The 13,500-nt window shown below is 54.6% G+C and carries 13 protein-coding genes; 5 read left to right on the forward strand and 8 right to left on the reverse strand.

Annotated features, from left to right (window positions below; genetic code table 11):
• Positions 1 to 137: 137 nt before the first annotated feature.
• Complete coding sequence (locus tag ACXLHR_RS05735) at positions 138 to 443, forward strand: DUF6477 family protein (protein ID WP_458790559.1); 306 nt, start codon at positions 138 to 140, stop codon at positions 441 to 443.
• Here the strand turns inward: ACXLHR_RS05735 and ACXLHR_RS05740 are convergent.
• The gene (locus ACXLHR_RS05740) at positions 436 to 1,986 is read right to left on the reverse strand and encodes a trimethylamine methyltransferase family protein (RefSeq protein ID WP_458790560.1); all 1,551 of its coding nucleotides are present in this window, start codon (positions 1,984 to 1,986) and stop codon (positions 436 to 438) included. The genes ACXLHR_RS05735 and ACXLHR_RS05740 overlap by 8 nt on opposite strands.
• A gap of 140 nt (positions 1,987 to 2,126) precedes the next feature.
• On the opposite strand from ACXLHR_RS05740, the gene guaA reads away from it, so the two are divergent.
• The 4 genes from guaA to ACXLHR_RS05760 all read left to right on the forward strand — a co-directional run bounded on the left by guaA (position 2,127) and on the right by ACXLHR_RS05760 (position 7,109).
• A complete protein-coding gene (guaA, locus tag ACXLHR_RS05745) occupies positions 2,127 to 3,686 on the forward strand; it encodes a glutamine-hydrolyzing GMP synthase (protein WP_458790561.1) in 1,560 nt (519 codons plus the stop codon).
• Between the two features lie 337 nt (positions 3,687 to 4,023).
• Entirely contained in the window at positions 4,024 to 4,890 is an 867-nt protein-coding gene (locus tag ACXLHR_RS05750; RefSeq protein WP_458790562.1) for a DMT family transporter, read from the forward strand.
• Between the two features lie 121 nt (positions 4,891 to 5,011).
• Positions 5,012 to 6,097, forward strand: coding sequence for an OmpP1/FadL family transporter (locus ACXLHR_RS05755; protein ID WP_458790563.1), 1,086 nt, complete (start codon positions 5,012 to 5,014; stop codon positions 6,095 to 6,097).
• 100 nt (positions 6,098 to 6,197) lie between these two features.
• Positions 6,198 to 7,109 (forward strand): DMT family transporter, encoded by a 912-nt coding sequence (locus tag ACXLHR_RS05760; protein ID WP_458790564.1) that lies wholly within the window; start codon positions 6,198 to 6,200, stop codon positions 7,107 to 7,109.
• Here the strand turns inward: ACXLHR_RS05760 and lpxB are convergent.
• From lpxB to ACXLHR_RS05795, 7 genes are all read right to left on the reverse strand, one after another.
• Positions 7,072 to 8,199: a lipid-A-disaccharide synthase gene (gene lpxB / locus ACXLHR_RS05765; RefSeq protein ID WP_458790565.1), complete on the reverse strand. Its 1,128-nt coding sequence runs from the start codon at positions 8,197 to 8,199 to the stop codon at positions 7,072 to 7,074. The genes ACXLHR_RS05760 and lpxB overlap by 38 nt on opposite strands.
• Entirely contained in the window at positions 8,199 to 8,978 is a 780-nt protein-coding gene (locus tag ACXLHR_RS05770; protein WP_458790566.1) for an LpxI family protein, read from the reverse strand. Before ACXLHR_RS05770 ends, lpxB begins: the two co-directional genes overlap by 1 nt.
• Positions 8,978 to 9,760, reverse strand: coding sequence for an acyl-ACP--UDP-N-acetylglucosamine O-acyltransferase (gene lpxA, locus ACXLHR_RS05775; RefSeq protein WP_458790567.1), 783 nt, complete (start codon positions 9,758 to 9,760; stop codon positions 8,978 to 8,980). Before lpxA ends, ACXLHR_RS05770 begins: the two co-directional genes overlap by 1 nt.
• Complete coding sequence (fabZ, locus tag ACXLHR_RS05780) at positions 9,760 to 10,245, reverse strand: 3-hydroxyacyl-ACP dehydratase FabZ (RefSeq protein WP_458790568.1); 486 nt, start codon at positions 10,243 to 10,245, stop codon at positions 9,760 to 9,762. The genes lpxA and fabZ overlap by 1 nt, the downstream gene beginning before the upstream one ends.
• A gap of 80 nt (positions 10,246 to 10,325) precedes the next feature.
• Positions 10,326 to 10,877: an OmpH/Skp family outer membrane protein gene (locus ACXLHR_RS05785; RefSeq protein ID WP_458790569.1), complete on the reverse strand. Its 552-nt coding sequence runs from the start codon at positions 10,875 to 10,877 to the stop codon at positions 10,326 to 10,328.
• A gap of 5 nt (positions 10,878 to 10,882) precedes the next feature.
• Positions 10,883 to 13,222, reverse strand: coding sequence for an outer membrane protein assembly factor BamA (gene bamA / locus ACXLHR_RS05790; protein ID WP_458790570.1), 2,340 nt, complete (start codon positions 13,220 to 13,222; stop codon positions 10,883 to 10,885).
• Positions 13,223 to 13,345: 123 nt separating this feature from the next.
• Entirely contained in the window at positions 13,346 to 13,471 is a 126-nt protein-coding gene (locus tag ACXLHR_RS05795; protein ID WP_458790571.1) for a hypothetical protein, read from the reverse strand.
• Positions 13,472 to 13,500 lie beyond the last annotated feature (29 nt).

The raw sequence follows: 13,500 nt of genomic DNA on the forward strand, positions 1-13,500 counted from the left end.
GTTTCCAATCACGTTCACTATTGTTTCTAAAAGATAAATAATCATGGCCCCACCGCGCGCCGTGTTGTCCGTTTGCGCAACGCCCCTGTCCGCCATGCCATGTACTGGGCACTGCCACACCCAAAAGGACTCTGACCATGCTAGATATTTCTGCTCGTATCGCCCAACTGCGCCGCCCTCGTTTGCTGATCAATGCCGCTCGTTTCGGGCTTGATGATTATGTGCGGGATCAACACCTGAAGCGTATTCTTAAAACCGACATCATCCCACGCCCTGCCCCCGCTGTGATGCAGCTGCTGGACATCGAATACGCCATGAATGGTGCACGCGTCGAAAAACAGGCCACCTATTCAGTGGCCTGTCATGTCGAAGTGATGATTGCTTTGATGGCGGAAGCACAAATTTTGCGCGCCACCAGCCGCCCGCTTGAGGTGGTTACATAAACGAGTCAGGCATGCTTGCCTTTTTATCAGCCACATACGCCCGCAGCCGTGCTTCGATCTCGGGCTCAAGCGCGGGCTGCTGGTAGGTATCGATCATCTTTTTCACACGGACCGCAGCCAAGGCTTGCGTATCGCGCGCGCCCTCTTCGTCCCATGTCTCGAACGGCTTGTAATCGAACAGATCAGAGCGCCAGAACGCAGTTTTAAAGTTTGCTTGTGTGTGCGCGCAGCCCAGATAGTGACCGCCTGGGCCAACTTCGGCAATTGCACCCATCGCTTGCGCATCTTCGGACATATCCACGCCGCGCGCAAAATGGTGCAAGGTACCAAGCTGATCGGCGTCCATGACGAATTTTTCGAAAGACGCAACAAGGCCGCCCTCAAGCCATCCACAGGCATGCAACATGAAGTTCACACCTGAGAGCAAGCCCATCTGCAAACTGTTAGACGTTTCGTAAGCCGCCTGCGCATCAGGCAGTTTAGAGCCACAGAACGACCCGGCAGAACGATATGGCACGCCCAACCGCCGCGCCAGTTGCCCTGCCCCGTAAGTGATATGCGCGGCTTCTGGCGTGCCAAAGGTCGGCGCGCCCGAGTTCATATCAATCGAGGTCACAAATGCGCCCATAATCACCGGTGCACCAGCGCGGATCAGTTGACTGTAGGCGATGCCTGCCAGCACTTCGGCCATGACCTGCGTCAAAGTTCCCGCAACTGACACAGGGGCCATCGCCCCGCCGACAATAAACGGTGAAATAATAGAGGCTTGGTTATTGGCGGCAAAAATCTCCAATGCGCCCATCATAATACTGTCAAAGGTCATCGGGCTGTTGATGTTAATCAGCGATGTCATGACCGTGTTGTTTTGCACAAACTCTGCGCCAAACAGGATGCTGCACATATCAACACTGTCTTGCGCGCGGCTTGGCTCGGTCACGGACCCCATAAACGGCTTGTCCGACAACACCATATGCGCCAGCAACATATCCAAATGGCGCTTGTTCACAGGAATATCCGTCGGTTCGCAGACTGTTCCGCCTGAATGGTGCAGCCATTTTGACATGTAGCCAAGTTTCACGAATTTTTCGAAATCGGCCATCGTGGCGTAGCGACGCCCACCTTCGACATCGCGCACAAATGGCGGGCCGTAGACAGGGGCCAGCACAAGGTTCTTGCCGCCGATTTCGACATTGCGCTCCGGATTGCGGGCGCATTGCGTAAAGGTTGCGGGGGCCGTGGAACATAATTTGCGTGCAAGCCCGCGCGGAATCCGCACCCTTTCGCCATCAACCTCGGCACCCGCCGCGCGCCAACGATCCAGCGCGTCCGGGTTATCAACAAACATAACGCCAATTTCCGCCAAAATCGTCTCGGCATTCCGCTCGATAATATCCAGCGCCGCTTCATCAAGAACCTCGTAGTTCGGAATATTGCGCTCGATATATTTGGCAGTCTCAACACTGACGGCTGTGCGCTCTGCACGGCGGGCAGCACCACCGCCACCACGGGCACGACGGGCGGGAATTGTGGATGCATCAGTCATGGGAATGTCCTCAAAAACAAGTTGTTAGCCCCTCAATACCTAAAACAATGCGACCACCTTGGGAAATTAACGGCGCTTGCTGCGCAAAAGCGACATCTGACACTCTTGCACAGGCCCCCAACTCAAGGCTAAAACGCGGCATGGATATACAGACACATGAACGCCTTCTCATCATCGACTTCGGTAGCCAGGTTACGCAGCTGATTGCGCGTCGCTTGCGCGAGCTGCATGTCTATTGCGAAATTCATCCCTATCAGGTGGTGGACGATGCCTTTTTAAGTGATTTCGCACCCAAAGCGATTATCCTTTCAGGCGGTCCGGATTCTGTGACCCGCAAGGGATCACCGCGCGCGGCGCAATCGGTCTTTACGATGGGTGTGCCGGTTCTTGGGATTTGCTATGGTCAGCAAACCATGATGCAGCAACTTGGCGGTCAAGTGGATCGCGGACATGGCACGGCTGAATTTGGGCGCGCTTTCGTGACACAGCAAGGGCAACTTGACTTGCTTGACGGCTGGTTCGGGGATGACAAAGAACAAGTCTGGATGAGCCACGGCGACCACGTTTCGGAAATTGCGCCCGGCTTTGGCGTTTTTGGTACTTCGCCCAATGCCCCTTTTGCTATTACGGCTGATGTGTCGCGCAATTTTTATGCGGTGCAATTCCACCCGGAAGTGCATCACACGCCAAACGGCGCAAAACTATACGAAAACTTCGTGCGCATCGCCGGTTTTTCGGGCGACTGGACAATGTCGGCCTACCGCGAGCAGGCGATTGAGGCGATCCGTGCCCAAGTCGGCGACAAAAACGTGATCTGCGGGTTGTCTGGCGGCGTTGATTCGTCCGTCGCGGCGGTCTTGATTCACGAAGCGATTGGCGATCAACTGACCTGCGTTTTTGTGAACAACGGATTATTGCGCCAGGACGAGGCCGAAGGCGTCCTCAAAATGTTCCGCGAAAACTACAACATTCCGTTGATCTATGCAGATGAGCAGGAACTGTTCCTTGGCGAACTCGAAGGGCAATCCGACCCCGAGACCAAGCGCAAAATCATCGGCAAATTGTTTATCGACGTGTTCCAGAAACATGCCAATACAATTGATGGTGCCGAATTCTTGGCCCAAGGCACACTTTATCCTGATGTGATCGAAAGCGTGTCTTTCTCTGGTGGTCCCTCGGTGACGATTAAAAGCCACCACAATGTTGGCGGTTTGCCTGAAAAAATGGGCCTGAAACTGGTCGAACCCCTGCGCGAATTGTTCAAAGATGAAGTGCGCGCATTGGGGCGTGAGCTTGGCCTGCCGCAATCATTCATCGGACGCCACCCGTTCCCTGGTCCCGGCCTTGCGATACGTTGCCCTGGCGAAATCACCCGCGAAAAGCTGGACATCTTGCGCAAAGCGGACGCGGTCTACATCGATCAAATACGCAAACACGGGCTCTATGATGACATCTGGCAAGCCTTTGTGGCCATCCTGCCGGTGCGTACCGTTGGCGTTATGGGCGACGCGCGCACATACGATTTTGCCTGCGCCCTGCGCGCGGTCAACTCGGTCGATGGGATGACCGCGGATTATTATCCGTTTACCCACGACTTCCTTGGGGAAACCGCCACGCGTATCATCAACGAAGTGCAAGGCATCAACCGCGTGACCTATGACATCACCTCAAAACCTCCGGGCACCATCGAGTGGGAATAGCGCACTTGCGCTAAATCTATGCAAATGCAGTGTCTGCCGGCATCTTTTCAACAACATAAATGTTTGAAAGGATATCAAATGTACGGCTTTCACTTTGCATGACTTGCGTAACCATTGCTGAGAGCCTCGGATGCTTAATCGGTGTCATCACAGACGCTTTACTCCAACGATGATCCACACCTTGTATGGCGTGTCTTATGCTCACTATTTCCGTCAGCGGGTTGGCAAAATAACGGGCATAGCAGGCACCAACCCTTAATTCACCTTACCACTTGAATTCACATGAAAATCCGGCGACATTGCCCGCGCCGGCAGACCCGCACGGCGGGATCCCGACATGAGTACTACGTTCCGCGCCGCAACATGGATGATTGGCGCAATCGTCGCCTTCACCACAATGGCCATCGCAGGCCGCGCCGCATCGCTCAACCTCGATACATTTGAAATCATGCTCTACCGGTCGCTTGTTGGCTTCAGCATCGTGATGATCGCAGGATGGGCAATGGGCACATTAAACCAAATCAACCGCGACCGGATCGGGCTCCACGCATTGCGCAACCTGTGTCACTTCACCGGACAAAACCTTTGGTTTTTTGCAATCACTGTCATTCCACTGGCGCAGGTCTTTGCCGTGGAGTTCACCACCCCCATCTGGGCAATCGTATTGGCACCTCTCATACTAAAAGAACGGATCACACGCATCGCCGCGATCGCCGCCGCCATCGGCTTTATCGGTATCCTTATTGTCGCACGTCCGGATTTCCAAAACCTTAACGCAGGACTGATTGCAGCAGCTCTATGCGCAATCGCATTTGCATTCACTGCAATTTTCACCCGTAAACTGACGCGGACGGCGACTATTACCTGCATCCTTGCGTACCTCACAGGGCTGCAAGCCATCTTTGGACTGATCTGCGCGGGTTATGACGGCGATATCACACTGCCTGACGCACAAACCCTGCCATGGGTTGTTATCATTGGCATAGCAGGGCTTGCCGCGCACTTTTGCCTGACCAAAGCACTGTCGATTGCGCCTGCCGCCGTCGTCATGCCTATCGATTTTGCAAGGCTACCAATCATCGCCGTGGTGGGAATCATCCTGTATAACGAGCCAATCGATATTTGGGTGCTGATCGGCGGAATCATTATATTCGTGGCGAATTACATAAATATTAACTTCGGGCAGGCTAAACTTGTGACCTAACTGTGTATTTATGCCGCGGTGCTCTCGCGACGTAACTATAACGCCACGTCAATAATTGACGAAAACCAGTTGAGGTTTTTAACATCAACTATCTTATAAGTTTCATGACGGGGATGGAGACATGAAAAAACTCACTACAGTTGGGGCAGCACTTATGCTGACAACAACCGCCGCTTACGCAGGCGGCATTGACCGCTCTGGTCAAAGCATTGGCGCACTCTTTGAAGACGGCAAATACGTCGAACTTAGCTACGGTTACATGACACCATCGGTATCTGGCACCGTTGGCGCAGGCACCGTTTCCTCGGGCAGCGCGGTACCTGAATATTCGAACGCTGGTTTTGCCTTCAAAACAGACATCAGCGATGATGTCTCGGTGGCGTTGATCATTGACCAACCATTTGGTGCAAACATCGGTTACGATTCGACCGACCTCGGCTACCCAATCTCGGGCACCGGCGCTGAAGTAAATTCGACCGCGATCACATTGGTTGGACGTTATAAATTCAATGAAAATATCAGCGTTCATTTTGGCCCACGCTACCTGACCGCCGACGGTTACTATACACGTAACATCCCGTCGATCCCTGCCGCCGCCTATACTTCCAACTACTCAAGCGGATCTGGCACAGGCTACGTGGCTGGCATGGCATACGAGCGTCAAGATATCGCAATGCGTGTTGCCCTGACTTACAGCAGCGCAATTGCTCTAGAACTTGACGGCGACGGTGCTGGTGGCCTCGGCAATTTGACCGCAACAATGCCCCAGTCTGTGAACCTAGAATTCCAATCCGGCGTTGCAGCCAACACATTGGTCTTCGGTTCGGTCCGTTGGGCAGAATGGAGCGAAGGCGACATCACTGACGTGTTCCTCAATAGCCTCCCTGGCGGCGAACCTATCGTGGAATGGGACGACGATGTTGTCACATACACATTGGGTGTTGGCCGCAAGTTCACCGATAGTTTCTCTGGCGCACTCACCTTGGGCTATGAAAAATCCCTCGGCGGCGCACAAAGTAACCTGTCGCCAACTGACGGCTACACAAGCGTTACTGTCGGCGGCACATACACACTGGCCAACGGCATCGCGCTGACGGGCGGCGTGCGCTACATCATGGCGGGTGATGCAACGACCGAAATCATCGGCGCAGAATTCGAAGACAACCACGCCGTCGCTGTTGGCCTGAAAATCGCTTACACATACTAAGTTTTGATAAATCGACGGAAAAGCCCTGTCATCTGACAGGGCTTTTCCATTTCCGCATTTTTCGGGTTGTTGAGTGCGCGATTTCCACCGACAAACCCAAATGACCCAAATTCAAAAAAACCTCACCCCGACCGCTTGGCTCTTGCTGGCCATCCTCTCCCTCATTTGGGGGGGCTCGTTCCTGTCAATCCATGTGGCGCTGAACGAAATCGGCCCGCTTACCGCTGTTGCCCATCGCACCGGCTGGGCCATGGTGATTCTCTGGGGTTATATTCTTATAAAACGCTATCCCGTCCCATGCGATCCGCGCATCTGGCTCGCATTTCTGGTCATGGGGCTCCTCAACAATGTGATCCCTTTCTCGCTGATGGCATGGGCCCAGTTGCACATCGAAACGGGGCTGACGGCGATTCTCAACGCTTCAACCTCGATCTTTGGAGTCCTTTTTGCGGCTCTATTCTTTGCGGATGAAAAACTTAGCTGGCGCAAAACTATCGGCGTTACCACTGGATTTATCGGCGTCGCCACAGCAATCGGCCTGTCCTATCTCGCACATTTTGACCTGCGTAGCATCGCTCAACTCGCGGTGATCGGCGGCACGATGTCATATGCGCTTGCAGGGGTCTGGGGGCGTAAAACTCTAGGCTCCCTTAGCCCGCAAGTCGCCGCCGCGGGCATGCTCACAGGATCAAGTTTAATAACAATCCCAACCGCTTGGATCATCGAAGGCCCGATAACGCTCGCCCTGCAACCTGCCACTTGGCTCGCCATCGGCTATTACGCAATTTTCGCGACAGCGCTCGCATATCTGCTATTCTATCGCGTGCTGAACATCGCAGGCTCGGGTAATACGATGATCGTCACCCTGCTCGTCGCGCCCGTCGCGATCATCCTCGGCGCGGTGTCATTGAGTGAAGCGCTGCCAGTAAACGCCTACATCGGCTTTGCAATCCTTGCGTTTGGCTTGCTAATTCTCAGTGGCTGGATCGGACCCCGTCCAAAACGGCTCTAGCGGCACGTAGCCCCGGGGATTCGCCACCACGGCCCAAGCGGTCCATGGTTAACGCCATGGCAGCCCGTTGGGCAGACGGATCATCCAGCACGGCGAGCACCGCCGCCGCAATCGGCATAGGCTGACAGGCCTTCCCAACAAACTCTGGCACAACTCGGCTCTCGCTGACCAAATTCACCAAGGTCACAGTATCCACCAATAACAACCGACTGATGATCACGCGACTCAACCACGCCATATCATAAGCAATCACCATCGGCGTATCATTCGCCGCCAGCTCCAGTGAAACCGTCCCAGACGCCGCCAAAGCCACGTCCGCCGCCGCGAAGGTGCCACGCTTCAACGCCTTCGCGTCACCATCTAAAACCTGCACATCCACAGACCAACTTGCCGCTAATTCGCGTACCAGACCGGTCACATTGCCTGTGGTCGGGATCACAAACCGCGCTGTGGGATGGGTTTTGGCAATCGCAGCCGCCGCCGCACCAAAGCGATCCATCAATCGCTGCACTTCGCCGCGCCTGCTGCCCGGCAACACCAAAACCAAGGGGCCGTCCCCTGTCCATGCCGCCACTTCTTCTGCGTTAGCCAGCGCATCGGTCACCACAGGATGCCCGACAAAATCACAACGCATCCCCGCCGCTTCCATGTAGTGCGGCTCGAACGGAAACAGGGCCAGAACCTGATCAATATGACGCGCCATGCGCATGGCGCGCTTTGGACGCCACGCCCAGACCGTCGGCGCCACATAATGCACCGTGCGAATATCACTTTTGGCTTTGACAAGTTTCGCGACGCGCAGACAAAAATCAGGGCTATCAATCGTGATCAAAACATCCGGTCGGGTCGCTAAAACCGCCTCTGCCATCTCGTGTACACGGGCCTTTAACGCGCGATACTTCGGCAAAATTTCGGCCAAACCCATCACACTCAATTCATCCATCGGGAACCGGCTGACCAGCCCCGCATCCTGCATCAAAGGCCCACCAACCCCGTCAAACGACACATCCACTAGCGACGACAAGCCCGCCATCAACGCAGCCCCCAGCTTATCGCCCGACGCCTCGCCCGCGATGATAAAGACTCGCATCAACGCTCTGTTGTGGGGCGAACCCACAACACTTTGTCATGTGCATCCAGTTCACTGATTACGGCTGTCATGTCCAAAACCATCACACCACCCGCCTCAATCACGATGCCATCCAAACCCGCGTCCACAATCCCGCGCGCGGTCGCAATCCCGATCACAGGAAGATCCGCACGACGATCCTGATCCGGCTTTGGTCCCTTCACCAACACCCCACCCGTGACCCGCACCGCTGCAATCAGCGCGTCCGTGCCTGCGTCATCTTCTTGGGCAACCACCTGATCACCTGAAATTACACAAGCTTGCCCCAAATCACGCGCACCGAGTTTCACCAATACCCGCTCGCCTAGAACAGCCTCGGCCATCATCTTTGCATCTGGGCGGCGGCGGGTCGGAACACCGGCCGCAGGCAGCAGTTGCGGCACCAAAGCATGCGCAGCCACGATCTCGAACCCGTCATTTTCAAAAATCCCAAGCACGGCGCGCAGCGCACCATCATCCCCCTGCGCAATCGCGCCAGCAATCAGTGGCACCAAGGGTTTTGTCGCAGCATCAATCGCATATGGATCAACCACAGGCCGCTTCACAGCCCCCGCGAAACACACCTGCGTCACTCCCAAGCCCTTCAACTGGCTTATAAAACTGCCCAATTGCTCGATACGAAAGGTAACCTTGGTAGGCACCTCTGGCAAAAAACCCGCCATCGCACAGACCAATGCATCAGGGCGCGCTGCCACAATCGCGGCAGGCAGTGCGCCCGTACCTGCGATCAGCGCCAGCATCAGCTTGGGGTCAAAAAGTTACGGTCAGTCTCGCCCAAAATGAACGCGACCATCTGCTGCACATATGCGCTTTCGCTCTCGTCGGCCAAGCGCTGCGCACGATCGTGAAACGTGCCTTCGCCGTCTTTCAACATCTGGAACGCCGCGCGCATCGCGGTGATGTCAGCGCGGGCAACGCCCTTACGCTTCAAGCCAACGAGGTTCAAACCATCCAAGGTGCCACGCGGTCCCATCACCAACCCGTGCGGTACCACATCATTGGTCACCATCGACAACGCGCCAACAATAGCCCCCTGCCCAATCCGCACCCACTGATGGATTCCGCAAAGACCACCGATAATAACGTCGTCTTCAATATGACAATGGCCTGCCACGGCGCTGGAATTCACCACAATGACACGGTCGCCAACCTGAGCATCATGTGCAATGTGACAGCCTGCCATAAATAATCCGTCGTCGCCGATACGGGTCACACCACCGCCGCCAACCGTGCCGGTATTCATCGTCACATGCTCGCGGATACGATTGCGCGCACCAATGCGCAGTGACGTTTTTTCGCCACCAAACTTCAAATCCTGCGGAATTTCACCGATCACGGCGAAGGAAAACACAATTGTATCATCGCCGATATGGGTATCGCCGGTAACCACGACATGGGATTTGAGCACAACATTCGCACCCAAAACCACCTCTGCGCCAACCAGACAAAACGGACCAATCTGACAGCCAGCGCCAATAACTGCACCGTCTTCAATAACCGCCGAAGGGTGGATTGCCGACATCAGGCTTTCAGGTCCATCATGGCGGTGAACTCCGCCTCTGCGGCCATTTCGCCCTCAACCATTGCCACACCTTTAAACTTCCAAACCTTGCCGCCCGCCTTACCGCGTGTCGTTTCCAAGTGCATCTCAAGCACGTCACCTGGCACAACCATGCGGCGGAATTTGCAGCCATCGATTGCCATGAAATACACGTTGAGATTGCCGTCCGTCAGACCAAGGCTGGTGCCGATCATTACGGCAGCCGTCTGTGCCATTGCTTCGATAATGGTGACACCGGGCATAATCGGATTGCCGGGAAAATGGCCCTGAAAATGCGGTTCATTCATCGTGACATTCTTGATGCCTACTGCCGATTTGATGCCGTCAATATCGCGAACTTTATCGACCAGCAAAAACGGATAGCGATGCGGAATGATCTTCTGGATCAACTTGATATCGGCCGTGGTGGGCGTCGCAGGTGATGTTGTTGGCTGGGCTTCGGTCATCAGGTCAGATCCATTCATAAAATACTTATGTGACTGATACCAAACGGACAAGCATCCAGCAAGTCACGGCTACCTCTAGGCTATTGATCCGCTACAGGCTCGGAACCGTCACCCAAATCGGCATCAATGCGGGCAATCGCAGCATTGGTAATATCAACACGCGACAGCGACAAAAGCACCATGTTCTGGTTCAGCATCACAACCGCACCTCGCTCTACCATCAACTCTCCAAGCGTTGTGCGTACACGTTCCATAAATAAGCGTGGCGCATTTTCACGATCGGTCTCAAACGCTGCAATCGCTGCATCGCGCGACCGCCTGATCCCCTGTACACGGGCATCAAACTCTGCGGCCTCCACACGAAATGCAGCTGGGTCCATATTCGGACGACGCTCGGTCAGGCTTTTTTCTTCCGAGGTCAAATCTGCGGTGATACGATCGTTTTCGGCCTGCAACGCACGCGCGCGCGTTTCCAACTCCGACGTAACTCTCTTGCCATAAATCGTCGTGCGAAATAACTCGTCAGTGTCAACAACAACTACGCCAGGCCCATCCGTGTCAACAATTTGCTGGGCCACAGCCGGTAAACCGGCAATCGCAAGCGCCCCCGCAACATATACAGCGCGTAACATCCGCATCAGAAACTGGTCGAAACCGTCACGTCAAAGCTCTTGGTATTATCCTCGTCCTGGGCATCCAGTGCTTCGGTAAAGTTAAAGCGCAACGGCCCAATCGGCGTGTCCCAAAATAACGATACACCCGCAACCGCACGCGGCGTGTAGTCGTCATATAATACCGACGTGCATGTCTCAGACGCCGCGCCACAGTCAGCAAGGCTGCGCCCGATATTCCACACGGACCCATAATCCACAAAAGCACCGCCGCTGATACCGTATTCGCTCGGCAAGCCAATCGGGAACTCAGCCTCCAAGCGCGCTACCGCGTAAGTGTTTCCGCCCAATGCGTCATCTGTAAACTCGTCACGTGGGCCAATACCACCCGCTTCAAAGCCGCGCATCAAACGACTGCCCAAAAAGAAACGATCCGTGATCCGACTGTTGCCCTCGGTAAAGTCCAGATAGCCGCCTTCGATCGTAGCGCGCAACGTGATCTCTTCGTTGTATACCTTCGTCTCTGCAGCGGCCAAGGCTGTGGTTTTAATGTACTGCGAATCGCCGACCCCAAACTGCTGGCCAAAACGGAATACTATGCCCGCATTCGGGTTCAGACCGGTGCGGCGCGAATCGTAGCTGTAAAGGTACCCAACGGACGACGACCACACGGCCCCCTCCAGCGCATCTTCTTGAATCAACAGACTTGCATCGTCGTCAACTTCGGTAATGTCGGTATAGTCAGATGACACATACATTTGTAAGCGGCCACTTTCGCTCACCGGGAACGTCAGCGATGGCTTGAACTTAAAACGCTCTGTATCGTACAGAGCATTTTCATTGTCTGTCGTGCTATACTCCAGATCGAGACCAAAGCCTAAATCACGGCCTAAAAACTGTGGCTCGTTAAACGAGAACGACAGCACACGGTTCGTCTCGGCCGTAGATATCTGCGCACTGACACCCTGCCCCCGACCCATAAAGTTGCTCTGACGGAACGACGCCAGCAACCCAAAACCGGTATCAGAATTATAGTTGCCGCCAAACGACAATGAGCCCGTGTTCGTTTCTTCTACGTCAACGTCAATAACCACCTGATTTGGCGACGATCCCTCGCGTGCCTCGACATTTGCATTGCCAAAGAACCCAAGCGCACGAATGCGCGACGCGCTCTCGCGGATTTCACGTGGGTTGAACGGATCGCCCTCTACGACGCGGAACTGATTGCGCACAATACGGTCCAGCGTGGTATTGTTGCCTTCAATATCAATACGCTCGACAAAAATCCGTTCGCCACGCACCAGCGCAAATTCCATATCCAGCGACAGATCACGATCGTTGCGGGTCACACGCGGATCAACCGACAAAAAGTTGATGCCAAGCCGCAGCGCCAAACGTTCTAAACGCGCAATCTCTGTCTCTAATACGGCGGGTGAATAGACAGCGCCCGATTTCAACGTCAGCGCATCACGAAACACAGCCACATCCGCCTCGGGAATATCACTGGTTACCGAGATATTCCCAAACTTGAACTGCTGGCCTTCTTGCACGTTAAACGTGACCAGATAGGCATCACGCTCGCGGGTCAGCGCCACATCGACATTCTGCACCTCAAAATCAACATAGCCGCGCGACTGGTAAAAATCAGTTAACGCGCGACGGTCAAACGCAATCCGGTCTTCGACAAATGTATCACGACCAATAATCGCGCGCAAAATGCCCGCCTGCTTGGTCTCTAGCACGCGGCGCAAACGGCCCTCGGAATATGTGCGGTTTCCGACAAACGAAATGCGCTCGATTTCGGTCAATCCGGATTCAATCACTTCAAACACCAGATCCACACGGTTGTCAGAGCGCTTGATGATACGCGGGCGCACAACCGCATTGATGCGGCCCTTGTCGGCGTACACTTTGGCAATTGCTGCCGTGTCGCGCTCGGCCTGCGCGGGCGTATAAACGCGGCGGGTCTGGCTCTCGACCACGGCCAGCAATTCGGCGTCGCGCACCTTCGTGTTGCCCTCGATATTGATCTGGTTCACCGTTGGCCATTCAGTAAGGACGATCCGCAATGTGCCGCCGGTTGTGGTCACATCCACCGTCTCAAACAGGCCAGAACCGCGAATACGCTGAGCCGCATCATTTAATTCACCCGCCGAAATCGCTTCGCCGCGACTGATCCCCGCAAACGATAGAATCGTGCCATCCTCGACACGCTGGTTGCCCTCGATCGACACCGCGTTAAACACGGTGCTCTGCGCATGGACTTGCAAGGCATAAACAGAGCTGACACCCAAAACGAGCCCAAAAAACAGACCTCGCATCGACGTGGAATTTTTCGCAGCAGCAAGCGTTTTGGAACGGTTCATGGTCTTCGCCTATATTGTCATCTCATTATGCACTGGAGTATCGCGTAAACCGCGCCTTGTCAAAACGAACAAACGCGCCACAATGGGCGCGTTTCTGCTGAGTTTCGGCCGTGTGTATCCTTATCAGATCAACGCGAGGTATGATCCAATATAAAGTGCTGCAACCATCGCGCCAATCATCAACAGACGATCAGCATTCAAGCTTACCAAAAATGACAGCCCTTTATAACTCTGGTTCAAAATTTGCATCTTTACGCTCCTATCTTGTGGGGCATTTT

This window comes from Yoonia sp. MH D7 (genome assembly GCF_054439475.1).

Bases quoted from the DNA above. Each gene is read 5' to 3' on its own strand.
- ACXLHR_RS05735 (WP_458790559.1), top strand. From the start codon at position 138: ATGCTAGATATTTCTGCTCGTATCGCCCAACTGCGCCGCCCTCGTTTG.
- ACXLHR_RS05740 (WP_458790560.1), bottom strand. From the start codon at position 1,986: ATGACTGATGCATCCACAATTCCCGCCCGTCGTGCCCGTGGTGGCGGT.
- guaA (WP_458790561.1), top strand. From the start codon at position 2,127: ATGGATATACAGACACATGAACGCCTTCTCATCATCGACTTCGGTAGC.
- ACXLHR_RS05750 (WP_458790562.1), top strand. From the start codon at position 4,024: ATGAGTACTACGTTCCGCGCCGCAACATGGATGATTGGCGCAATCGTC.
- ACXLHR_RS05755 (WP_458790563.1), top strand. From the start codon at position 5,012: ATGAAAAAACTCACTACAGTTGGGGCAGCACTTATGCTGACAACAACC.
- ACXLHR_RS05760 (WP_458790564.1), top strand. From the start codon at position 6,198: ATGACCCAAATTCAAAAAAACCTCACCCCGACCGCTTGGCTCTTGCTG.
- lpxB (WP_458790565.1), bottom strand. From the start codon at position 8,199: ATGCGAGTCTTTATCATCGCGGGCGAGGCGTCGGGCGATAAGCTGGGG.
- ACXLHR_RS05770 (WP_458790566.1), bottom strand. From the start codon at position 8,978: ATGCTGGCGCTGATCGCAGGTACGGGCGCACTGCCTGCCGCGATTGTG.
- lpxA (WP_458790567.1), bottom strand. From the start codon at position 9,760: ATGTCGGCAATCCACCCTTCGGCGGTTATTGAAGACGGTGCAGTTATT.
- fabZ (WP_458790568.1), bottom strand. From the start codon at position 10,245: ATGACCGAAGCCCAGCCAACAACATCACCTGCGACGCCCACCACGGCC.
- ACXLHR_RS05785 (WP_458790569.1), bottom strand. From the start codon at position 10,877: ATGTTACGCGCTGTATATGTTGCGGGGGCGCTTGCGATTGCCGGTTTA.
- bamA (WP_458790570.1), bottom strand. From the start codon at position 13,222: ATGAACCGTTCCAAAACGCTTGCTGCTGCGAAAAATTCCACGTCGATG.
- ACXLHR_RS05795 (WP_458790571.1), bottom strand. From the start codon at position 13,471: ATGCAAATTTTGAACCAGAGTTATAAAGGGCTGTCATTTTTGGTAAGC.